Here is a 21,027-nt window from a genome sequence, read left to right as displayed (position 1 = left end):
ATCGCCCTTCTTAGGTTTCTTGGGCGTAATCAGTCACTTCAGCTTCAACAACAAGCACTGGCCGGTCGAGTGAAAGGGCCCGCGCTGGCGCCGCTCGCTTGCTGTCACGCTCCTGTGGAGGAGCACTCAAACAGGACCTTACTCGTCGACGCATCGATCCCTGCCAGGCTCACTTCATATCCCCAAAGCCGGCTTATATGCGCGAGTGTCGCGTCCCGATTGCTTTCCTCCAGCAGAATGCCGTTCTTGATGACGTGCTTCAGTCGAAGCTGCCGATCTCCCAGCAGATCGACATCGACCACCTGTATGTCCGGTCTATTGGCCACCGGGTCATAGTTCCGAGCGAGCCCGGCACGCACGGCAGCGTACCCCTGCTCGTTATGGATGGAAGTGACCTCACAAAATTTGTTAGTCGCGCGGTCAGAGAGACGAAACAGGCGGAATTTGCGGATCAGCGCCGGGCTCAGATATTGCAGAATGAAGGACTCGTCGCGGTGGTTCTCCCAGGCGCCGATCAGCGTGCCCAATGGGTCACCGTTGCCAGATATGGTGGGAAACCAGTCCCGATCCTCTTGCGTCGGCATGGTGCAGATGCGTTCGATATCCTGCATCATAGCAAAGCCCAGCGCGTAAGGGTTGATACCCGAGAAGCGGGAATCGTCGAAGCCAGGCTGAAACACCACATTGGCGTGGCTTGCCAGCAACTCCAACATTGCGCCTTCACTGACCCTGCCCTGGTCGAACAGTCTATTGATAATGGAATAGTGGACGAAGGTCGCGCATCCTTCGTTCATCACTTTGGTCTGACTTTGCGGATAGAAGTATTGCGCGATAACGCGAACAATCCGCAAGATTTCCCGCTGCCAGGGCTCAAGGATCAGGCTGTGCTTCTCGAGGAAGTAGAGCAGATTCTCCTCGGGAAGGTTAAGCGCCTTCTTCCGTTCCGAAGCCTCGCGCTCCGCCTCCTCGATGCCGGATGTTCCGCTTGCCGTCGGCAGCGTCCGCCATAAATCGCTATAGGTCTGCTCTTCATATTCCAGCCGCTCCCGGGCCCGCGCCGTCTCCTTTTCCGATGAGAGCCGGGGGGGGCGGCGATAGTGGAATACGCCGTGATCCATCAGGGCATGCGCCGAATCGAGTATCTCCTCCACCGCACTGAGACCGTGCCGCTCCTCGCATTTGGCGATGTACTTCTTGGCGAAGTCCATGTAGCCGAGGATCGCGCCGGCATCCGTCCACTGGCGGAACAGATAGTTGTTCTTGAAGAAGTGATTGTGGCCGAAGGCCGCATGCGCGGTGACCAGCGCCTGCATCGGCATCGTGTTTTCTTCCATGAGATAGGTGATGCAGGGATTGGAGTTGATCACGAGTTCATAGGCCAACCCGCGATAGCCTTTTTGATAGAGTTGACTTTCAAAAACGAAGCGCTTGCCAAACGACCAGTGCTGATACATCAGCGGCATGCCGACGGACGAATAGGCGTCGAGCATCTGTTCAGAGGAGATGATCTCGATCTGGTTCGGATAGACGTCCAGTCCCATCTCGCCGATCGCAATCGCCTCGATCGCCTCATAGGCCCGCGAAAGCGTCGCGAAGTTCCATTCCGAACCGTCGAACAGCAGAGTGGAGGCTGGCCGTCTTGCCATTCGATCGTCCCCTCACCTGCGCAGTTGAACAGGTTGATGCCGGGCAAAGAGTTTGCGGAAGACGGGGTAGATGTCGGCGGGCATTGCAACGCGCGTCATCTGGAAATTGGGTACCGCGCTGTCGACCGTGCGGTAGGCGCGCCAGAGTGAGGTGCCGTTGTCCGTCGACCCGAATATTCCGCTTTCGCGCTCGTCTATGATCTCGACATAGGCGTAATACTGGCACAGACGCATGAGCGATTCCCGCAGAAGTTCGGCGCACCGCTCCGAGTCGCCGTTGGCATTGTCGCCGTCGGAGGCTTGGGCCGCATATATATTCCAGAGATTGGAGGGATAGCGCTCCTCGATGACCCGGAGCATTTCCTCAAGCGCCGTCGAAACGACCGTGCCGCCGCTCTGCTTGCTGAAAAAGAACGTCTCCTCGTCAACTTCCCGCGCCTCATCCGTGTGGCGGATGAATACGATGTCGATCCGCTCGTAACGACGCTTGAGAAACAGATGCAAGAGAACGAAGAAGCGCTTGGCAAGATCCTTCTCGCGCTCCCCCATCGAGGCGGAGACGTCCATCAGACAGAACATCACCGCACTGGCATTCGGCAAAGGCTGACGTTCGAAACGGTTGAACCGCACGTCGACGGGATCGACATAGGCGATACGCCGCCGCCGCCGTTCGAGCACTTCCAGTTCTTCGCGCAGATGCCAGAGCCTGTGGCGCTGCTGCGGGGGCGGTTGCTCCTCCCGTTCCAGTGCCGCGATCTCGTCGGCAAGCGCCTGCAACTCCCTCTCGCTCGGGCGACGCAGGGCCATGCGCCGCCCGAAGCTGTTGCGCATCGTTCGCCCGACATTGATATTGCTGGGCGTGCCCACCGTCGAGAAACCGACGCGATGGGACTTGTAGCTGACGGTTTCGCGCAGGTTCAGCTTCACCATGTCCGGAAGCTCCAGATCTTCGAAGAAAAGATCGAGCACTTCCTCGCGCGACAGCACGAAAAGAAAGTCGTCCGTGTTTTCGCCCCGTCCGGGGCCGCCGACCCCTCCACCGCCGCCTGATTCCGGCTTCCTAAGTCGGTCTCCGGGCGAGAAGGTCTCGTTTCCGGGCAGGACATAGTGCCGCTCGCCGCTGCCGCGCGAATGCTGGAAGCTGGGCTCGTCCGCACCACGCTTCGGGATCGGAACGCCGTGGGCGGCGTCCACATCGATGATCCTGTCCGACTTTACCTGATCCCTTATCGTGCGCTTCAATTCCTCATGGACCCGCTTTAAAAAGCGCTGCCTGTTGCCGAGACTCCTGTCCTTGGGGTTCAGCCGGCGATCGATGAAATTCGGCATGTGCCCATCCCCCGCTTACGCATCGTCAACCGGCCTTGTTGACGCGCATATACCAGTCGACGAGCCGCCGCACCTGACGCTCGGTGTAGCCGCGTTCGGTCATGCGTTCCACGAATTCAGCGTGCTGCTTCTCGGTCACGCTGTCCTTCTTCGAGCCGAAGCTGATGACCGGCAAAAGGTCCTCGACCTGGCCGAACATGCGCTTCTCGATCACTTCCCGGAGCTTTTCGTAGCTTGTCCAAGCGGGGTTGCGCCCGTTGTTTCTGGCGCGGGCGCGCAGGGTAAACTTTACGACTTCGTTGCGGAAATCCTTGGGGTTTGCGATCCCTGCAGGCTTTTCGATCTGCGACAGCTCGCCGTCGAGAACGTTGCGATTTAGGATCTGACCCGTATCAGGATCCTTGAAGTCCTGATCTTCGAGCCAGGCATCCGCATAAGAGATATAGCGGTCGAACAGGTTCTGACCATATTCGCTATAGGATTCGAGATAAGCCTTCTGGATTTCGTGACCGATGAACTCGGCATAACGAGCGGCGAGCTCCGAGCGGATGAAATCGAGATAGTTCGCTTCGGTCTCCTTGGGAAACTGCTCCCGCCGGATGGCCTGTTCCAGGATATACATCAGATGAACCGGATCGGCCGCCACTTCCTTGGTGTCGTAGTTGAAGGTCTCCGACAGCACCTTGAAGGCAAAGCGGGTACTGACGCCGGTCATGCCCTCATCGACGCCCGCGGCATCGCGATATTCCTGCAGGGACTTCGCCTTGGGATCGGTATCCTTCAGGTTTTCGCCGTCATAGACCCGCATCTTCGTGTAGGACGGCGAGTTCTCGTGTAGAGCGAGGCGCGTCGCCACTGTGAATCGGCTAAGGTTCTCCAGCACCTCGGGCGCACATGGGCTCTCGGACAACTCGCTCTCACGAAGCAGCTTTTCATAGATCAGCCGTTCCTCCGTGACGCGCAGGCAATAGGGAACCTTGACGACCAGAATCCGGTCGAGAAAGGCCTCGTTGTTCTTGTTGTGCTTGAATTGCAGCCATTCGGATTCGTTGGAATGGGCAAGCACGACACCCTGGTAGGGGAAGGCGCCGAAGTTCTCCGTGCCGTTGTAGCTTCCTTCCTGCGTAGCGGTGAGCAGCGGATGCAGAACCTTGATCGGCGCCTTGAACATTTCGACGAATTCGAGCAGCCCTTGCGTAGTCCTGTTGAGCCCGCCGCTATAGGAATAGGCGTCGGGATCGGCCTGGCTGAAATTCTCGAGCTGGCGGATATCGACCTTGCCTACGAGCGCGGAAATATCCTGGTTGTTCTCGTCGCCCGGTTCCGTCTTGGCGATGGCGATCTGGCGCAGCCGCGAGGGCGTGAGTTTGACGACGCTGAACTTCGAAATGTCGCCGCCGATTTCGTCCAGCCGCTTGGTTGCCCAAGGCGATACCAAGTCGGTGAGCCGCCTCTTGGCAATTCCGTATTTGTCTTCGAGCAGATCCCCCATGCGATCACGGTCGAATAGGCCGAGGGGCGACTCAAAGACGGGACTTATCTTACCGTCGATGGCCAGCGTGTAGATGGGCTGCTGCTCCATCAGCTTCTTGAGACGTTCGGCAAGCGACGACTTGCCGCCACCCACCGGCCCCAAGAGGTAAAGGATCTGCTTGCGTTCCTCGAGCCCCTGCGCGGCATATCGGAAATATCCGACGATCCGCTCGATCGTATCCTCCATTCCATAGAAGTCCGCAAAGGAGGGGTAGATCTTGATGGTGCGGTTGGCGAAGATACGGCCGAGGCGCTCATCCGCGCTCGTGTCTATCAACTGCGGCTCGCCGATGGCAGCCACCATGCGCTCCGGCGCCGTGGCATACATGCTCCTGTCGTCGCGACAGGCGAGGAGATATTCCTGCAGACTTAACTTCTCTTGCACTCCGCTTGCGTAAGTCTGCGAAAAGAGGTCGAAAACATCGCCGTCATTGGCTCTCATGGAAGCCTCCTGCGGTCGCCCGAAGTCCTACGCTTCTGCTACGACCACTTCAATTTCAACGAAATTAGGCCCGGGTTTGTTCCCGAAATTGGCTGCCTTCACTACTTATCCATCTCACAGGCGCTGACGCCGAGCGAATCAAGGCGCTGCTTACTAACAATAGCATCGGCCAGCCATCTTCGCACCCTATCTGAACAGCGAGTCCACTGTCCAAAAGCATGAAACAACCGAACGGCCCATCAGGTTGATCGGAGTACGGGAAAAAGGGCCGCATTGATGATCAAAATCATAGGGGTCGCGCCGCCGAGCGGGCATTGCGCGGCTTGGCCGAAAGTCGCGGCTCTTTGCCGTCCCGATTGCGGGCCCTTCATGGCCACCTTGATCATGACTGCCAAGTTCAACGACATCGATCCGCAGGCTTGGCTGGCCGATGTGCTTGCTCACATCGCTGACATGCCAATCAGCAGGTTGGAGCATTAACCTCCGGGACGCCGACGGCGCTGACCGCTCAGGCGGATGGCTACCTCATAGGCCAACGTTGTTACCGAGCAGCCGAGCCTGATAATCCGCAAGATCGGTCGAGCGCACAGCACTTGTGTGGGGTTATTTGGTCGTGCCACGGTAAGGACAGGAAGATGACGACTACGCTTCGAAACTACCATGCACGGATGCAACGGGTCCTAGATCACATCGATCAGCATCTTGACTGCAATCTGGACCTGGATGAGTTGAGCCGCGTGGCCGCCTTCTCCAAGTATCATTTCCATCGGCAGTTCGCGGCGGCCTTTGGGCTGTCCGTGCATCGCTATATCCAACTCGTCCGCATGAAGCGAGCATCCTACAGGCTGGCCTACAGGGACGCAGACAGCGTGACCGAGATAGCGATGGATGCCGGCTACGAAGCTCCTGACGCCTTTGCTCGCGCATTTCGGCAACGGTTCACCCAGTCGCCTTCGCAGTTCAGGAAATCTCCCGATTGGGAACCATGGCTTGCCGCCCTCGGGCCTCTCAACCAAGCAAGGAGCAAGCTCATGCAAAGGACATTTGCAGCCAATGACGTCGAAATCCGCGAGGTGTCTCCGACCTCTGTCGCAATCATGAAACATCAAGGTGATCCGGTAAGGATCGGCGACACGATCAAGCGCTTTATAGCATGGCGCAAAGCCACTGGCCTGAACCCGAAGACCAATCTGACTTTCAACATCTTCCATTCCGATCCGCGCGTGACGTCGGCGGACGAGTATCGGCTGGACCTTTGTGTCAGCACTGATCAGCCGATCAAGACGAACGGAGAGCAGATTGAAGCGGGCATAATCCCCGGCGGCCGTTGCGCCGTGTTGAAAGTCGTCGGCAATACTGATGATCTGGAGCCTGCCGCGCTTTACCTCTACCGCGATTGGCTGCCGGCCAGTGGCGAGGAAGCGAGGGATTTCCCCCTGTATTGCCAGCGCCTCACCTTCTTTCCGGAAGCACCTGAACATGCGGCGATGGCAGAGCTCTTCCTACCCCTTAAATAGCGACCCTTAATGGCGGCTTGTCCGTTCCCGTCCAGAGCGGCGGACAAGCTGCTTCCCACCCAAATCCGCCGATCCGCTGAACGTGGGCATTCGATCAGGCGAGATCATAGCGGCCCTCACCGAATGGCTACTGTTTGAGCTTTGCGGGTCGGGTGCAGCCATGTCTCCGGCCTGTTTATGCGGCACGTTGTTACCGCCCGCCCTGATGTTGTCCGATTGATCCGATCCCTATCACGTGGACGCGCTGTTGGTGCGATAACGCCGCGGGCGCTTCGGTTCGTGCGCCCATTCCGCTAGACTGTCACTGACCCGCATACCGCGTCACACGACTTGTACGCGCCCGCCGAACCCGGAACGAAACAGAGCTTCGTGCGCCTCCTGATCCGGGTCATAGCAGCAGTCCTTGACTAGGCGCACATCGTAGTCCGCATCACTGGCCCAGGCGATGCTTGAAAGAACAACGCCGGTGGTGCTTATCCCAGCCATTACAAGCGTGCTTACGCCGCGCGTCCGGAGGTCGGCGGCAAGCGATGTGCCATAGAAGACGCTGGCTCGCGGACAGGCATAGAAAAGGTCACCCCGTTCGACCGCAAGACCTTCGACGGGCAGACCAGTACGAAATCGTCCGGTCGGTAGATACGGTGAGATTTGGCGGTTATCCGCCGGCGGTGCGTGTTCATACCCTTCGCCTAGCGAAAAGTTGGGAAATAGCAACGGTCGACCAGTGGCGCGCCAGCGCCGGATCAGTGCGTTACACTGCCCCAACAACGGCGATGGTTGCTCCCCGAAAAGGATTGCGAACACGTCGACTTGATAGTGCATAATGACGAGGGCCGCTCTATCAATGTAGCTGCCTTGGAAATCGACCGCCATCACAACCCTCCAAAATCAAATTTGAATTCGACCCCGGTATTCGTCAGCGCCAAGTGTAGCTTAAGCCGATGAACCTCTCGCAAACGAGAGGCGAGGCCATGTATTCATTTGCTCCACTGTCGCTGTCGCCCCGCCGCTGTCCATCGCTATGGCCTTGCAGGACTGAGCCGTGATCGAAGGCCGACGAACTCGGAGACAGCAAAGTCAATGAGTTTTCGGATACGAGGTATGCGGCGCATGTCGCTATGAACGCCGATCACGAGTGGCAATGTCGGTGGAGAGTTCCCTGTATCCACGGCAAGCAATCCCAGTCGATCGGCGGCCAGAAAGAAAGGAAGCGTGGCAACCGCTACACCCGCTTCCACCGCACTCAGTTGTGAGCGTATCGAATTTGTCCGCAGGATCACCCTTGCGTCCGGAAGGATCTCCTTCAGCCACGTGGAAAGCGATACGCGTACGGGCGCCTCGGCGAGTTCGACGATGGAATGCGCCGTGCTATCCCCGGTTGCCGGCTTTCCGAAACGCCCGATGTAGTCGCGCGATGCGAACAACCCGTACCGAACTTCCGCCACCTTCCATTCAACGATGTCCTTCTGGTCGAAGCCGCCAAACCGGAAGGCGATATCAGCGTCTCGCCGGGACAGGTTGAAGCGCCTGCTATCGTTGATGAGATTGATGGTGATGCCCGGATGGTCGGCGGCGAACTTCGCCAGAATGGGCGCGATGACATAGTCGCCCAGCCAGTCGAGGGTAGTCACGGTAACTGTTCCCTGCAGCCCTTCCTCCTGCGCCGCAAAGCGGCGCTCTACTGCCAGGGCACTCGCCTCCATCTGCTCGAGAATCGACAGGATGGACTGGCATGCGACAGTCGGCATCAGCCCGTTCGAATGCCTTTCGAAGAGCTTATGGCCGCATTTTGTCTCGAAGGCGTCAAGGCGACGACTGAGCGTCGGCTGCGTGGTGCCAAGGCTGCGGGCCGCCGCACTTAGGGAGCCGTGGCGTGCGAGCACCTGAACAAGACGCAGTTCTTCCCAGTCCATACGGCTATCTCCATCCCAAATTTGCGCCTGCACCCTACGACGGACCCGAAGCCGGCACCGCAAGATCCGTCAATCCACCGCCAGCCGAGGTGGGCTGATCCCGGCGATAATTCATAGACAGCTTGGTGCCTGCCGTCATTCCCCCGTCGATGGGAAGCACCGCGCCGGTGATGTAACTTGCCTGTTCGGAACAAAGCCAGAGCACTGCCGCCGCAACCTCCTCGACCGTGCCAAGACGGCGCATCGGCGTCGAAAGAGCGGCTTGCTGCTGTACCTGTGCGCCTGCGGCTTCGAGATGATGGGTCAGGATCGGCCCTGGGGCGACGACGTTTATGCGGATCCCCTGATCGGCGTAGTCGAGCGCCGCAGCCTTCGTAAGGCCGATAATGCCGGCCTTTCCCGCGACATAGGCCGAAAGACCTGATGTCCCATTCACCCCGGCAACGGAGGCCATGTTGGCGATCGCGCCACCGCCGTTGTGTAACATGGCTGCGATCTGGTGGCGCATACCAATGAAGGTGCCACGAATATTGGTTCGCATGCTGCGATCGAAGGCCTCGATATCGAGATCGGCAAGGGGCGCCGGCATACCGCCGTCGGTCGCATTGTTAAAGGCAGCGTCCAGTCGTCCATACCGCTCAAGGGCGCTGTCCAGGGCGCGTTTCATCGCGCGCTCGTCACCGACATCCGCCTGGATCGCCAACGCCTCCCCGCCCCGCTCGCGGATCGAAAGCGCAACTTCATCGATCGCCTGTTTCGAGCGGGCAAGCAGCACAACGGACGCGCCTTCATTCGCAAATGCCCTGGCGGTGGCCGCGCCTATGCCCTTACTCGCGCCGGCGACCAGCGCGACCTTTCCGGAATATCTCTGTTCAAGTGCATTCATCGACCGACCTCCACGCTGAAACTGCGGTGGTTGTGTAGCCTACGCTTGCGACCACGTCCTCCTGTAGCGGCGTATGCCTCCCATACGCAGGCAGGCAATCGACTCGTCCACACCGAGCCGTTCCCATCGATGCGAGGCCCTGTCGGCAAAGACCGGGGCGCTGACGGGAGAAAATCGATGAGCGGACTGACGTCAACCGAACTGAAACGAACGCCGCTGCCGCGATTGCGGGCCGCGGTTGATAAGGCGATCGACGACGCTTTGGCGCAAGAGCGGATCGTCGGCACCGTCGTCCTGGTTTCCATCGACGGCAGCCTCACCTACCAGCGCGCTGCCGGCTTTGCCGATCGAGAGGCGGGGCGCCGGATGCAACTCGAGAGCATCTTCCTGCTCTCATCCGTCACAAAGCCGATCGTAACAGCGGCCGCCCTGGCATTGATCGACAAAGGCGTGATGCATCTCGACGATGCGGTATCGACATGGTTGCCCGACTTCTCGCCGCGCCTGCCGGACGGAAGCCTGCCGCGCATTACCCTGCGCCATCTGCTGACGCACAGCGCCGGGCTCAGCTACGCCTTCATGGAACGAGGTGACGGCCCCTATCAGAGGCTCGCCATCAGCACCGGGCTCGACAACAACAATGACGATCTTTCCGACCTCATTCGGAAATTGAACGCCGTCCCGCTCGCCTATCCGCCCGGAGAGGGCTGGGGCTACTCGATGAGCCTCGACGTTCTCGGTGCCGTCATCGAGCGTGCGACGGAACGTGCGCTTTCAGACGCGGTGGCGACGCTGGTGACCGGTCCGCTGCAGATGGAGGATACGGCATTTTCGGTTGTCGATCGCAGCCGGCTTGTCACGCATTACGGTAACGCGACGCCTCGACCACGGCGATTGGCGGATGACGATGCCATTCCGTTCTTCGGCAATCCGGTCAGGTTCTCCCCCGTGCGGATTTTCAACACCCAAGCTTTTCCTTCAAGCGGCGCCGGCACGGCCGGCGATATCCTGCGCCTTCTCGAATGTCTCAGAACGGGTGGTACGCCCATATTGAAACGCGAGACCGCCCGTTCAATGTTTGAAATGCAGGCGAAGACTGCAGGCACAGCCGCGGGACCGGGCTGGGAGTTCGGCTTTGGAGGCGCGATCCTTGCCTCTCCTGAAGACGCCGGAAGTCCGCAAAGTCCGGGGACGCTGCAATGGGACGGCGCCTATGGGCACAAATGGTTCATCGATCCGGATCGACGCCTTTCCATCGTTGCGCTCACCAACACCGCGTTCGAAGGCATGATCGGCCGCTTTACGACCGACCTACGCGATGCCCTATACCGGAGCCTTTGACATGCCGAGATCTGCTGTTCCCGTCGACCTCGACCAATACTTCGCGCGCATTGGCTACGGCGGGCCGCGCTCACCGGATCTTGCGAACCTTCGGGCGATTATCGCGCACCATGTCGCAACGATTCCGTTCGAAGCCATCGACGTCCTTCTGGGACACGGGATCGATCTGTCGCCCGCAACCGTCGATGTCAAACTGATCGCGCGCCGGCGCGGCGGATACTGCTTCGAGCACAACGGACTGTTTCAAAGGGTCCTGTTATCGCTCGGCTACGTGGCAGAGCCGCTAATTGCCCGCGTCCTGTGGATGCGGGAAAGAACCGCTCCGCCGCCGGCCTGGTCGCATATGGCGCTGCGCGTCGTTGTTGATGGAGTAGCCTATCTCGTCGACGTCGGCTTCGGCAGCTGCGTTCCAACACTTCCCTTGCGCTTTGACGTCGCGGCGCCACAACCGACGACGCATGAGATGTTTCGTTTGACCGCTACACCGGAAGGCTTTTTGCTCAAGGTCCTGCTCGCCGCAAAGTGGTCACCGGTCTACGAGGTTTCGACGAGAATCTGCGCCGACGAGGAATACGATATCGCAAACGCCGGCGCCTCGACCCATCCACACTCCCATTTCCGCCAGCAACTGCTTGTGGCCTTGACGACGCCGGAAGCACGAAACGTACTGCTCGGGAACAGGCTGACGATCCGCCATCGTAATGGACAGGTCGATCGTCGTTGGCTGGATGCAGTGGCAACCGAGGAGGCGCTGATTAATCTGTTCGGGCTGCCGTTCCAAAACGAATGGCGGCGAATCTTGCCCCAGGTAACGAGCACACCCGCATGAGCCATTGTCGTTGCCGACCATTGTCGCCAATTATCGCGAGGCTGGATGATGCCGCCGTTGGCGCCTGTCCACAAAATTCACCTGGAGGGACTACAGCGCCGCGCGTCTTACTTAGACGCGCAAAGGTCGCTGTAGCACTTTGAATGACTGCATCCGGCGCGTAGACGCGGCCCGAGCTAGAGATTTCGGCGGAAGAAGGCGACGACGGCTGCGTTCAGGCGCGCATGAAATTCTGCCCGATCGAAGCCGGGTGTATCGGTGCAGATTTCGTGCAACGCCGCCAGCTGGCTCTTTGTGCAAGGCGCGAGGAATGAGTAATGTCCGGCGCCAGGCTCGATATGAGATACTGGCATGACCGGCAACCCGCTCTTCACGATTGCGAAGTCCGGCTCCACTGGCACGATGTGATCCAGCTCCGCCGCCCAGAGTGCCACCGGCTTTTGGACTTCGCGCAGACCGTCTGGCAGGAACAGGGCCGGCATCGCCGGGGCGGCGACGAAGGCCGCCTTCAGCCGTTCATCGCGAACGATGTCCAGCGGCGCAGCGCCGAAGCTCCGGGCGATACTGTCTGCCCCGCCGAACTCGCGGCAGACCCATCTTTGCGGAAACGCCACACATTGGTCGATCAGACCGGAAAGCTCAGGCTTGCCACCCAGGGCGACGAGCGACGTGAAGCCGCCAATGGAGAACCCAAAAATGCCGACACGATCCGGATGGATTGCAGCACGCTGCGGCCAGGTCTGCAGCATGTAGTCGATGATCAGCGATATATGCCGCGGCCGCTCGGTCAGCTGTCTGCGGGTGGCGTAGTGGCGCATGTCGGCATAGTTGTCGCCGGAATGCGAAAGGGCGACAACGACAAACCCGGCTTCGGCCAGCGCGAAGGCCGTATCGTGATGGCCGTAGGCGCTGCCACCCGTGCCGTGCGAGAGGACCACCAGGGGTAGTCGCTTGCCAACGACGGGACCGTCGGCGGCAACGGTCTGGGTATAATCGCCGAGTGCCTGCAACCGAGGCGCTTCGTTCGATGGATACCAGATCGCTGTATGGATAGGCCGATCGAGAGGATCAGAAACTTCAACCTCCTGGAAGCCGACGCTCGCACAGGCGGCCGAGGATATGAGAAGTGTAACCTGAAAAAGAAGCACGAAAAACGGTCTGAACAAGATCATGGGGTTGGCCCGATTGAAATGACGCCGAGGACATTGACATGACGGTTGCGCAATAGAGACCCAGATCATGTTCGAGGTCGTCTCCGATCACGATCTGGTCAATAGTGGCCGCAAAACAGGACCGACTCGATGCTCTTCGTTCCGTTGCCGTTCGTCGCGGCGCTGCTTCTGCTCATTCTTTTGGTACAGATGAGCCTTCGTGAGCAGGCTGCCAGCCGCCATTTCCGGATATTGGTCCTGTTGCTTTGCGTTCTTGCGACGGTCATCGGCGTGCGCTGGGGCTATGGGATCGAACGTGTCTTGCCGGCCCAGGCCATTCTTGCCTCTGCCGTCGGCCCCATGGCCTGGGTCTGTTTTGCAACCTTCGTCGCCGAGCCGGGCAACAGATCCGCCTATCGCTTCTGGCCGCACATTTTGCCGTCGCTGCTGGTGACACTCCTTGCCGTCGCCTCACCACAATGGCTCGATCTGACCCTCATCGCCATCTTCGCTTGTTATGCGGTCGCCCTTGGACGTCTCGCATCGGGGGGCTCGGACGCGCTCGACCTTGCGCGTTTCGACGATGCCCCTCTCGTTCATCGGTCGCTGCAGATCATGGCTGCGACGCTGTTGCTTGCGGTCATCGCGGACAGCTTGATCGCATTGGACCTGCGCGTGTTCGACGGTTCGTATGCCGCCACGATCGTCACCGTTGCGACGATCCCCCTCGTGCTTTTGCTCGGGGCCGGGGCTGCGATCGCATCCCGAGCTCCGATCCCGCGCGAGCCCGAAGCCGTGCAGCCGGCGCCGGCATCCGACGACGACACCCATATTGTTGCGCGCCTGGCGCAACTGATGCAGACGCAAGGGCTCTATCGCGACCATGAGCTCAACCTTAGCCGGCTGGCGCGCAGGGCAGGCATTCCCGCCCGTCACCTGTCGAAGGCCGTCAACATCGTTTGCGGCAAGAACCTCTCGCAGTATGTCAACGATTTCCGGATCGCGGAGGCCTGCCGGCTCCTCGAAAAAGCCGATATCGCCGTCACCACGATCGTCTACGACGTAGGCTTTCTGACGAAATCCAATTTCAATCGTGAATTCCGGCGCGTGACCGGCATGAACCCGACAGAGTGGCGTTCATGCCGGATGGGTGGTCCTGTTCAAGTAGACAGCGCTAGCCGGGGCTTCCCCTGACCACGCAAACAAGCTCGTCCGGTTGGGCATGTAACATCAAATTTTGCGATGGCCGGCCTTGCGCTTATGCGGGGCAGACCCGCCTGCATCCGAGCCGGAAAAAGGACCGTCAGCCTTGCTGCCGGAGGGATAGGATCGATGCGTCAACCGCATGAACTCGTGGCACGCGCGCCGCCACGACCAAAGACTGATCAAAGCGAAGTCGTCGGCCTGGACTCAGTAGACGATTGAATCTCAGTTCTTGAGTCGAATTGAACTACTTCCTCACCTATCGACTCGGGCTCAACTCGCTGGTGTGGACCGCTTGCCGGATAAGGATATTCCATTATCTTTTGAGCATGAAGATATTGGCGATTTCGGGCAGCACACGTCAGCTATCCACCAACACGGCCTTGTTAAGGGCTTTCCAAGCCTTGGCACCGGCCGATGTCGCAATCGATGTCTTTGACCGGATCGGTGAGTTGCCGGTCTTTTCTCCTGACCTTGAGGGCCCGAATACCCCAGAAAGCGTCATCCGGTTCATCGAAAAAATTTCCGCGAGTGATGGGCTGATCATTTCGAGCCCCGAATATGTTCGCAGCATTCCCGGTGGCCTCAAAAACGCGATCGACTGGCTTGTCTCCGGTGAGGCGGTGATCGGAAAACCAATAGCCCTCGCCCATGCTTCGCACCGAGGCGAGGACATGCTGGCGGCGCTGCGAACGGTACTTTCGACCGTAAGCTCGAATTTCTCCGAGAGTATTTTCTTTCGATTTCCGGTGATCAAGCAGGCGCCGGACGCAATCAGGGAAAGCCTCATGACTTCGGCTAATCGTTCCGGGGCGGAGAAATTCCTCAAGGACTTTGCAGCGTTCTGCCGGAGCCAGAAAAGCGAGATTCCAGACGCTATTGATATTTGAATGGTGGCAGCGCCCGTAAATGATCTGGATACAGGCCAAAGACACCGAGCGAGCCGTAAAAATCCACAAAACGGCGCCGGAATTCGATGCGGGATCGGCGCCAATTGGCGAGTTCCATCAAGCGCTGCTCGAGCGGCAATCGATGAAAAAAGGTCCCGCCGCTGCAGCGGTGATGCGTAAAAAAGAGAACAAGCAGATAAAGCAGGGGTCTGAGATAGTCTGGCATGCGTGCGTGAACGGAGAGCAGGTACTCGGAGGCGTTTCTCGTAGCTATACGTCACATTGGGCTCGAAAACATAGATCTGAGCGCGTTAATGGGACACCTCACTGGTGCTGCCCGCTCTCGCTCTGATCACAGCGGCGAGCGCTGCACGGCGCCATTCCGGCAGCTTCAATATGAAGGTGTCCATGTCCCGTCCGAAGTTTGACCAGGCCTTGTCGCCCGCTTGTCCGGGATCGATCACGCCGGCCGCCTCGAGGTCGGACCGGTCCATGTTCACACGCGCAAGTGAAATCTGCAGCAGATCTGTGCCGGTGATCATCGCCCTACTCCCTGTTGACGAACGTTGAGCGTTCCATGGCTGGCTTGCTGCGGCGCCTGGTGCGGCTCGGCCGCTTCCTCTTCCTCGACCAGCTTGTGATAACAAGCCTCGATATCATGGGCGATGCCGTCGGCGTCGTAGAGGTAGCCGTCCGTTCCGCCGTCGGTCTCGATGATCTCGGCAAGGGAGTTCATCACCGCGCGGCCGAGGCGCTGCAGAGCGTCGCGATGTCGATCGGCGCCGCCACTTTCAAAGGCGCGATTGGCTTCGTCGAGGGCCCGGTGCATAGCCTCAAATGACCCGTCGATATGGAGCTTCGTGTTCATAGCACCGCCTCCCTCACTCCTGGACTGTGCAACAGACTCCCAAACGCAATACTCGTGGATAGGTTCATCCTACTATCGACAGCCCACTAAACGCCACAATTGATTCGCGTCTTAGCCGGAACAAACGTAATCTGCCTCCGTTGAATCCGGGCTACCGGGAGAAATCGATATGGCCGGACGTGCTCTTTGGAAGGGCTTTTTGAAGTTTGCCGAGATTAGTTGCCCCGTGGCGCTTCACAGCGCTGCGTCGACCTCCGAGCGCGTGAGCTTCAACACCTTGAACCGAAAAACCGGCAATCGCGTGAAGCGGGAATATGTCGATATCGACACGTGGAAGGTAGTTGAACGCGAGGATCAGATCAAAGGCTATGAGGTCGATGACGGCCGCTACGTGCTGTTTGAACCCGATGAGTTGGCCGCGGCGGTTCCTCCAAGCGACAAGACCTTGCGCATACAATCCTATGTGCCGTTCGGCGAAATCAATGATCTCTATTTCGACAAACCCTATTACCTGCTCCCCGATCGGCTGGGCGAAGAGACCTTCGTCCTGATCCGGGATGCAATGCGTGAGTCCAAGGTCGGCGCCCTTGCCCAAGCTGTGCTTTTCCGCCGGCTCCGGACAGTTCTCATTCGCGCCCACGGTGACGGGCTGATCGCTACCACCCTCAATTTCGACTATCAGGTTCGCTCCGCCAAGGAAGCCTTCGCCGACATTCCCAAGCTCAAGATCGAAGGCGAAATGCTGGATCTGGCTAAGCACATCATCAAGACCAAGGCCGGCCTGTTCGATCCGCGAACCTTCGACGACCGATACGACGCGGCGCTTGCCGAGCTCGTGAAGGCGAAGATGGAAGGCCGCGCGGTCAAGGTGAAGAAACAGCCGAAGGTCGAGCCTTCGACGAACCTCATGGAAGCGCTTCGCATGAGTGCTGGCTTCGGCTCTGCCCGGGCGTCCAAGGCTCGCACCGCTGCGGCAGCTGCGCGAGCCGTCCCGGCGTCCCGGCCGGCAGCTCGAAAAAAGGCGGGCTAAGCCATGGCCGCCGTCAAACCATACTGGAAAGGTTACCTCAAGCTTTCACTGGTCACCTGCCCCGTCGCCCTGTCGCCGGCCACCAGCGACACCGAGAAGATCCGCTTTCACACCATGAACCGCGCCACCGGCAACCGCGTGGCTTCACTCTACGTCGACAGCGTGACCGGCAAGGAAGTCAATACAGAGGACCAGGTGAAAGGCTATGAGCGTGGCGAAGGCGATTACATCATGCTCGAGGAGGAAGAGCTCGATGCGGTGGCGCTGGAGAGCGTCCGGACGATTGAGATCGACATGTTCACGCCACGGGATTCCATCGAATGGATCTGGCTCGAAAAACCGCACTACCTCGTGCCGAACGACAAGGTTGGTGAAGATGCGTTCGCCGTGATCCGCGACGCCATGCGCTCAGAGAACGTCGTTGGAATTTCCCGTCTCGTCTTCGGCCAGAGAGAGCGTGCGGTGATGCTTGAGCCCCGCGGCGAAGGCATCGTTCTATGGACGTTGCGCTATGGTGACGAGGTGAGACCTGAGGAAGAGTATTTCTCGAACATCAAGGCAAAGCCCGAGGGCGGCCTTGCTCCGCTAATGAAGCAGTTGATCAAGCAGCAGACAAAGAAGTGGGTGCCGATCACCGACCCCATTCAGGATCGCATGCTCGAACTGATCGCCGAGAAGAAGAAGACGTTGAAGCCGAAGGCCAAGCGCAGGATTACACCGGCGAAAGACAACGTCGTCGATATCATGTCAGCGCTTCGCGACAGCTTAGAACGAGAGAAGCGCGGCAAAGCCCGGTAGTCCCTTCCCCAAGGCTTTCCTCCCCGGAGGGATCCCAAACTCTGAGAGTAGCGCCATGAGAAATCCGACGCATAATTGTGCTGCTTTGAGATAGACCGGCATGTGGTTGCTTGAACATGTCACACTCCGCGCGTTTTGATCAGGTGGGAGTTTGCGAATGGGATTTCATGACTAGTTCTCGATCCGCTAGAGACACGCGCCCCGTTGATGCGTCGGCTCAAAGTCATCTTGCTACTTTCATTTTGGTGGTGGACAATCTCTCAGCCGACAGACCGAGGAGCGGATGATGAATTTCGAGAAGGTCGGGCGAACCCGAATGATGATGCGGCTGCCACGACACCGGAAACAGATTTCCGATGCCAACTTCCTTGCGATCAACGATCTGCTCGAAGCTTACGGCGTCGCCGCCATGAAGCGTGATGAGTTACGGGAGCAACTGATGCTAGATCCCACGGTGAGGGAGGAGTATGAGGATCTCTGTCAGAAGCTAGAGGACGACATCATCAAGATGTTGGCAGGTGTAAGCCCGCGCATGGTGCGTTAGCCCATTGGGCGAGCCACCTGTGCACTCGCCGCAATCCTTTTCATCTCGTTCCATCTCGGCCGCGCCGGCGTAGATTCCAACTCGCAGAACAATTCATCGAGCGGTTTGCGCGACGAAATCTCGCAGCTACTCGGTCTGCCGGAAATTGCGGATGCGGTCGAAAAGCACCGCCAGGATGGTCGCGCCGCCAATGAACGTTCCCTGCCAGAACGCGTTGATGCCGAGCAGCCCGAGGCTATTGCGGATTACCTCGATGAGCGCCGCACCGACCAGTGCGCCTAAGGCCGTGCCAACGCCGCCGGCCAGGTTGGCGCCACCAATCACCGCCGCTGCGATGACCTGAAGTTCCATGCCAGCGCCGATATTCGTTGTTACCGCTCCGAGCCAGCCAGTCTGGATGATGCCGGCGACACCGGCGGCGAGGGCAGAAATCATATACACACCGACCTTGATCGGACGCACAGGTATACCGGTAGCAGTCGCGGCGTGCTCGTTGCCGCCGATGGCGTAGATATAGCGGCCCAGCCTCGTCCATCGCAGAACGAAACCCGTCAGCAGCGTCAGCACAATCATGTAGATCACCGGGTTGGCGATGCCGAACAGCCAGGCCCCCCCGCCAAGAGCGAGCAGTTTGTCGTGGTCCGGTCCGAACTGGAAAACAACCGTGTTGTTTGACGCTACCATCGCCAGGCTTCGTGCGATCGAAAGCATGCCGAGTGTCACCACAAAAGGAGGAAATCCGACATAGGCGATGAGCACACCGTTGAACGCGCCGATGAAAAGCGCCGTTGCCACCGAGGCGACAATCCCGACCTCGATGCTGTAGCCGGAATGCATGACGACCGCCAAGACCATGCTGCATAGGCAAAGCACCGACCCAACCGACAAGTCGATCCCGCCGGTGATGATAACCAGCGTCATGCCGAGGGCAATGATAGCGACGAAGGTGGCGTTGCGGGTGATGTTGTAGAGGTTCTTCGCTGTGGCAAACGAATCCGTTGCGAAGGAAAGGAAGATGCATGCCAGAACGACAGCGACGAACACCCAGAACGTCTGGTTGGCGAGGATCGCAGCGCCCAACGTGCGTTGTTTGTGAGCGATCGTCTGGTCGAGCATTGTTGCCATTTTCTTACGCATTCCTCCGATGCGGCACCTGCAGCGCTCATCCTCTTTCGATGGCGCCCGTAATCAATCCTGTCACTTCTTCAGGCGACGTCTGCAGAATTGGCTTGTCGGCGACCTTTCGGCCGCGCCGCATGACGATGACGCGATCTGCGACATCAAAAACATCCGGCATACGATGGCTGATGAGCACGACCGCGATGCCGCGATCGCGCAAACCACGGATCAGATGCAGCACCTCGGCGACCTGGCGCACCGAAATGGCCGCCGTCGGCTCGTCCATAAGGACGATCTTTGCCTCGGAGATCATCGTTCGCGCGATCGCGACCGCTTGCCGCTGCCCTCCGGACATTTGCCTGACGAGATCGCGGGGGCGAGTTTCGGATCGAAGCTCGCTAAAGATCTCTCCCGCGCGACGGTACATTGCCTTGTAGTCAAGGACCCGCAGTGGGCCAAAGCCGCGCCTGAGTTCGCGTCCAAGGAACACATTTGCCGCCGCCGAGAGATTATTGCACAGCGCCAGGTCCTGATGAACGATCTCGATGCCGTGCTGCCTTGCCTCTATCGGCCGATGCAGCACGATTTCGTTGCCGTCGAGCCGTATCGTTCCCTGGCTCGGGCGATGGTTGCCGGCAATCATTTTGACCAGCGTCGACTTACCGGCGCCGTTATCCCCCATGAGGCCGACCACCTGGCCTGCTTCCAGCGAGAGCGAAACGTCGTTGACCGCCTGAATGGCGCCGAAATGCTTGGAAATGTTGGTGATCTCGAGTGTCGCCACCAGTCGTCTCGCCTCCCGAAGCACGCCGGCACGCCAACGGGCGCGATCGTTCCTCAGTCTTCACCCAGCGGTCTACATCTTTATTTACGCAAATCCTTATGAAGGCGTCAATGACGTCCTATGCCTAGAAACTGTTTTGTATGACAAATACACGTTGCCCTGTATATTAGCCATCAGTGGGAGACAAAAATGCTTATCCTTGTCACCGGTGCAACGGGCAAGGTCGGGCGGAGCCTCATCGCGGGGCTGCTTGACCAACCGCGTTTTTCGCAGGCGCAGATCCGTGCGCTCTGCCACAATCGCCTGCTCGAGCCGTGCGATCGAATCGACATGGTCCGCGGGACGATCGCCGACCGCGACGTCGCAGATGCGGCAATGAAGAGCGTCACCCATGTGGTGCACCTCGCCACCTGCAAGGAAACGCCAGACGCGGTCATGGACATCACGGTTAAAGGATTGTTCTGGCTACTCGAGGCCTTCCGGGTCAGCCCTTCCGCACGCCAGTTTATCCTCGTCGGTGGGGACGCGTCGGTCGGCCATTTCTTTTATCGCCACGATGGTCCCGTGACTGAGAAGACGCCGCACCGCGCTTATCCCGGTTGCTACGCGCTATCGAAGGTCATCGAGGAAGTGATGCTCGATCAGTACGCAATTCAATACGGCACGAACGGTTGCTGCCTTCGCGCGCCGTGGATCATGGAGAAGGACGACTTCAAACAGACGTTGTCGTTCGGCGACGATGTGTTTGGCGGGCCCGACTGGAAGACCTTCTTTGCGCCCGCAGAAGCAAGGCGATACGCCGAGGCCGGAACCGTGCCGCTCCTTCGCGACGCAGATGGCCGGCCGCTCAAACGCAATTTCGTACACGTCAGCGACCTGGTCTCGGCGATCCTGGCAGCGATCGACAATCCCCGCGCCGCACGGCAGTTGTTCAACGTCTCCATGGACCGTCCAGTCGACTATGGCGAGGTGGCAAGCTACCTTGCACGTACGCGCGGCCTCGGCTCGGTCGACGTCCCCAGCGGCTTCCACTCGAACTGGATGGATAACAGCAAGGCCAAATACCTTCTGGATTGGCGCCCTGACTACGATCTCGAAAAGCTTATCGACTCGGCCTGGCAATACGAGCGTCAGTCGAACGATCCTCGTGTCGTCTTTTATCCGGGTTGATTTGTGCCGCGGACAAACAACGTCCGCTTGTTCA

At 59.1% G+C, this 21,027-nt stretch carries 21 protein-coding genes and 1 pseudogene; 10 read left to right on the top strand and 12 right to left on the bottom strand.

Features of this window, described 5'->3' with window-relative positions; genetic code table 11:
- Positions 1 to 104: 104 nt before the first annotated feature.
- Genes ASD03_RS22875 through ASD03_RS22865 form a run of 3 tightly spaced genes read right to left on the bottom strand, consistent with a single transcriptional unit; the run spans position 105 to position 4,950 of the window.
- The gene (locus tag ASD03_RS22875; RefSeq protein ID WP_025430516.1) at positions 105 to 1,646 is read right to left on the bottom strand and encodes a SpoVR family protein; all 1,542 of its coding nucleotides are present in this window, start codon (positions 1,644 to 1,646) and stop codon (positions 105 to 107) included.
- Positions 1,647 to 1,658: 12 nt separating this feature from the next.
- A complete protein-coding gene (locus ASD03_RS22870; RefSeq protein WP_057216613.1) occupies positions 1,659 to 2,975 on the bottom strand; it encodes a YeaH/YhbH family protein in 1,317 nt (438 codons plus the stop codon).
- Positions 2,976 to 3,000: 25 nt separating this feature from the next.
- Entirely contained in the window at positions 3,001 to 4,950 is a 1,950-nt protein-coding gene (locus ASD03_RS22865) for a PrkA family serine protein kinase (protein WP_057206879.1), read from the bottom strand.
- Between the two features lie 369 nt (positions 4,951 to 5,319).
- On the opposite strand from ASD03_RS22865, the pseudogene ASD03_RS38095 reads away from it, so the two are divergent.
- Together ASD03_RS38095 and ASD03_RS22855 are read left to right on the top strand one after the other, a co-directional pair.
- Positions 5,320 to 5,430, top strand: a pseudogene (locus tag ASD03_RS38095) (transposase domain-containing protein); the annotation flags it as partial.
- 155 nt (positions 5,431 to 5,585) lie between these two features.
- Entirely contained in the window at positions 5,586 to 6,467 is an 882-nt protein-coding gene (locus tag ASD03_RS22855) for an AraC family transcriptional regulator (protein ID WP_057216607.1), read from the top strand.
- Positions 6,468 to 6,788: 321 nt separating this feature from the next.
- Here ASD03_RS22855 and ASD03_RS22850 read toward each other — a convergent pair whose 3' ends face one another.
- From ASD03_RS22850 to ASD03_RS22840, 3 genes are all read right to left on the bottom strand, one after another.
- Positions 6,789 to 7,340, bottom strand: a complete 552-nt coding sequence (locus ASD03_RS22850) for an isochorismatase family cysteine hydrolase (protein WP_082557382.1) — start codon at positions 7,338 to 7,340, stop codon at positions 6,789 to 6,791.
- 146 nt (positions 7,341 to 7,486) lie between these two features.
- Positions 7,487 to 8,380, bottom strand: a complete 894-nt coding sequence (locus ASD03_RS22845; protein ID WP_057216605.1) for a LysR family transcriptional regulator — start codon at positions 8,378 to 8,380, stop codon at positions 7,487 to 7,489.
- A 34-nt stretch (positions 8,381 to 8,414) separates the two neighbouring features.
- Positions 8,415 to 9,266 (bottom strand): glucose 1-dehydrogenase, encoded by an 852-nt coding sequence (locus ASD03_RS22840; RefSeq protein WP_057216602.1) that lies wholly within the window; start codon positions 9,264 to 9,266, stop codon positions 8,415 to 8,417.
- 177 nt (positions 9,267 to 9,443) lie between these two features.
- On the opposite strand from ASD03_RS22840, the gene ASD03_RS22835 reads away from it, so the two are divergent.
- Both ASD03_RS22835 and ASD03_RS22830 read left to right on the top strand, forming a co-directional pair.
- Positions 9,444 to 10,607, top strand: coding sequence for a serine hydrolase domain-containing protein (locus tag ASD03_RS22835; RefSeq protein ID WP_057216599.1), 1,164 nt, complete (start codon positions 9,444 to 9,446; stop codon positions 10,605 to 10,607).
- 1 nt (position 10,608) lies between these two features.
- A complete protein-coding gene (locus ASD03_RS22830; protein ID WP_057216596.1) occupies positions 10,609 to 11,436 on the top strand; it encodes an arylamine N-acetyltransferase in 828 nt (275 codons plus the stop codon).
- Positions 11,437 to 11,612: 176 nt separating this feature from the next.
- Here ASD03_RS22830 and ASD03_RS22825 read toward each other — a convergent pair whose 3' ends face one another.
- On the bottom strand, positions 11,613 to 12,608 hold the full coding sequence (locus tag ASD03_RS22825; RefSeq protein WP_057216594.1) for a hypothetical protein: 996 nt from the start codon (positions 12,606 to 12,608) through the stop codon (positions 11,613 to 11,615).
- Between the two features lie 129 nt (positions 12,609 to 12,737).
- On the opposite strand from ASD03_RS22825, the gene ASD03_RS22820 reads away from it, so the two are divergent.
- Complete coding sequence (locus ASD03_RS22820; protein WP_057216591.1) at positions 12,738 to 13,781, top strand: AraC family transcriptional regulator; 1,044 nt, start codon at positions 12,738 to 12,740, stop codon at positions 13,779 to 13,781.
- 338 nt (positions 13,782 to 14,119) lie between these two features.
- Positions 14,120 to 14,680 (top strand): NADPH-dependent FMN reductase, encoded by a 561-nt coding sequence (locus ASD03_RS22815; protein WP_057216586.1) that lies wholly within the window; start codon positions 14,120 to 14,122, stop codon positions 14,678 to 14,680.
- On the opposite strand, the gene ASD03_RS22810 is transcribed toward ASD03_RS22815, so the two are convergent.
- The 3 genes from ASD03_RS22810 to ASD03_RS39255 all read right to left on the bottom strand — a co-directional run bounded on the left by ASD03_RS22810 (position 14,667) and on the right by ASD03_RS39255 (position 15,548).
- Positions 14,667 to 14,906, bottom strand: a complete 240-nt coding sequence (locus tag ASD03_RS22810; protein WP_057216583.1) for a hypothetical protein — start codon at positions 14,904 to 14,906, stop codon at positions 14,667 to 14,669. The genes ASD03_RS22815 and ASD03_RS22810 overlap by 14 nt on opposite strands.
- A gap of 85 nt (positions 14,907 to 14,991) precedes the next feature.
- Positions 14,992 to 15,222: a hypothetical protein gene (locus tag ASD03_RS22805; protein WP_057206861.1), complete on the bottom strand. Its 231-nt coding sequence runs from the start codon at positions 15,220 to 15,222 to the stop codon at positions 14,992 to 14,994.
- On the bottom strand, positions 15,219 to 15,548 hold the full coding sequence (locus ASD03_RS39255) for a hypothetical protein (protein ID WP_146160925.1): 330 nt from the start codon (positions 15,546 to 15,548) through the stop codon (positions 15,219 to 15,221). The genes ASD03_RS22805 and ASD03_RS39255 overlap by 4 nt, the downstream gene beginning before the upstream one ends.
- Positions 15,549 to 15,717: 169 nt before the next feature.
- Here ASD03_RS39255 and ASD03_RS22795 point away from each other — a divergent pair, with 169 nt between their 5' ends.
- The 3 genes from ASD03_RS22795 to ASD03_RS22785 all read left to right on the top strand — a co-directional run bounded on the left by ASD03_RS22795 (position 15,718) and on the right by ASD03_RS22785 (position 17,920).
- A complete protein-coding gene (locus tag ASD03_RS22795) occupies positions 15,718 to 16,578 on the top strand; it encodes a Ku protein (protein ID WP_057216577.1) in 861 nt (286 codons plus the stop codon).
- A 3-nt stretch (positions 16,579 to 16,581) separates the two neighbouring features.
- Positions 16,582 to 17,376 (top strand): Ku protein, encoded by a 795-nt coding sequence (locus tag ASD03_RS22790; protein WP_057216574.1) that lies wholly within the window; start codon positions 16,582 to 16,584, stop codon positions 17,374 to 17,376.
- 286 nt (positions 17,377 to 17,662) lie between these two features.
- Positions 17,663 to 17,920 carry a hypothetical protein gene (locus ASD03_RS22785; RefSeq protein WP_156408052.1) on the top strand — a complete coding sequence of 86 codons (258 nt, stop codon included), beginning with the start codon at positions 17,663 to 17,665 and terminating at the stop codon, positions 17,918 to 17,920.
- 126 nt (positions 17,921 to 18,046) lie between these two features.
- Here ASD03_RS22785 and ASD03_RS22780 read toward each other — a convergent pair whose 3' ends face one another.
- Both ASD03_RS22780 and ASD03_RS22775 read right to left on the bottom strand, forming a co-directional pair.
- Complete coding sequence (locus tag ASD03_RS22780) at positions 18,047 to 19,045, bottom strand: ABC transporter permease (protein WP_057216568.1); 999 nt, start codon at positions 19,043 to 19,045, stop codon at positions 18,047 to 18,049.
- A 37-nt stretch (positions 19,046 to 19,082) separates the two neighbouring features.
- Entirely contained in the window at positions 19,083 to 19,880 is a 798-nt protein-coding gene (locus ASD03_RS22775; RefSeq protein WP_057216565.1) for an ATP-binding cassette domain-containing protein, read from the bottom strand.
- Positions 19,881 to 20,012: 132 nt separating this feature from the next.
- Between ASD03_RS22775 and ASD03_RS22770 the strand changes: the two genes are divergently transcribed.
- Complete coding sequence (locus tag ASD03_RS22770; protein ID WP_057216562.1) at positions 20,013 to 20,993, top strand: NAD(P)-dependent oxidoreductase; 981 nt, start codon at positions 20,013 to 20,015, stop codon at positions 20,991 to 20,993.
- Positions 20,994 to 21,027: the final 34 nt, after the last annotated feature.

Source organism: Ensifer sp. Root127, from assembly GCF_001425225.1.
Lineage (GTDB): Bacteria > Pseudomonadota > Alphaproteobacteria > Rhizobiales > Rhizobiaceae > Ensifer > Ensifer canadensis.
The sequence above is the reverse complement of the archived record's forward strand: the minus strand, read 5'-3'. Positions and strand labels throughout refer to the sequence as shown.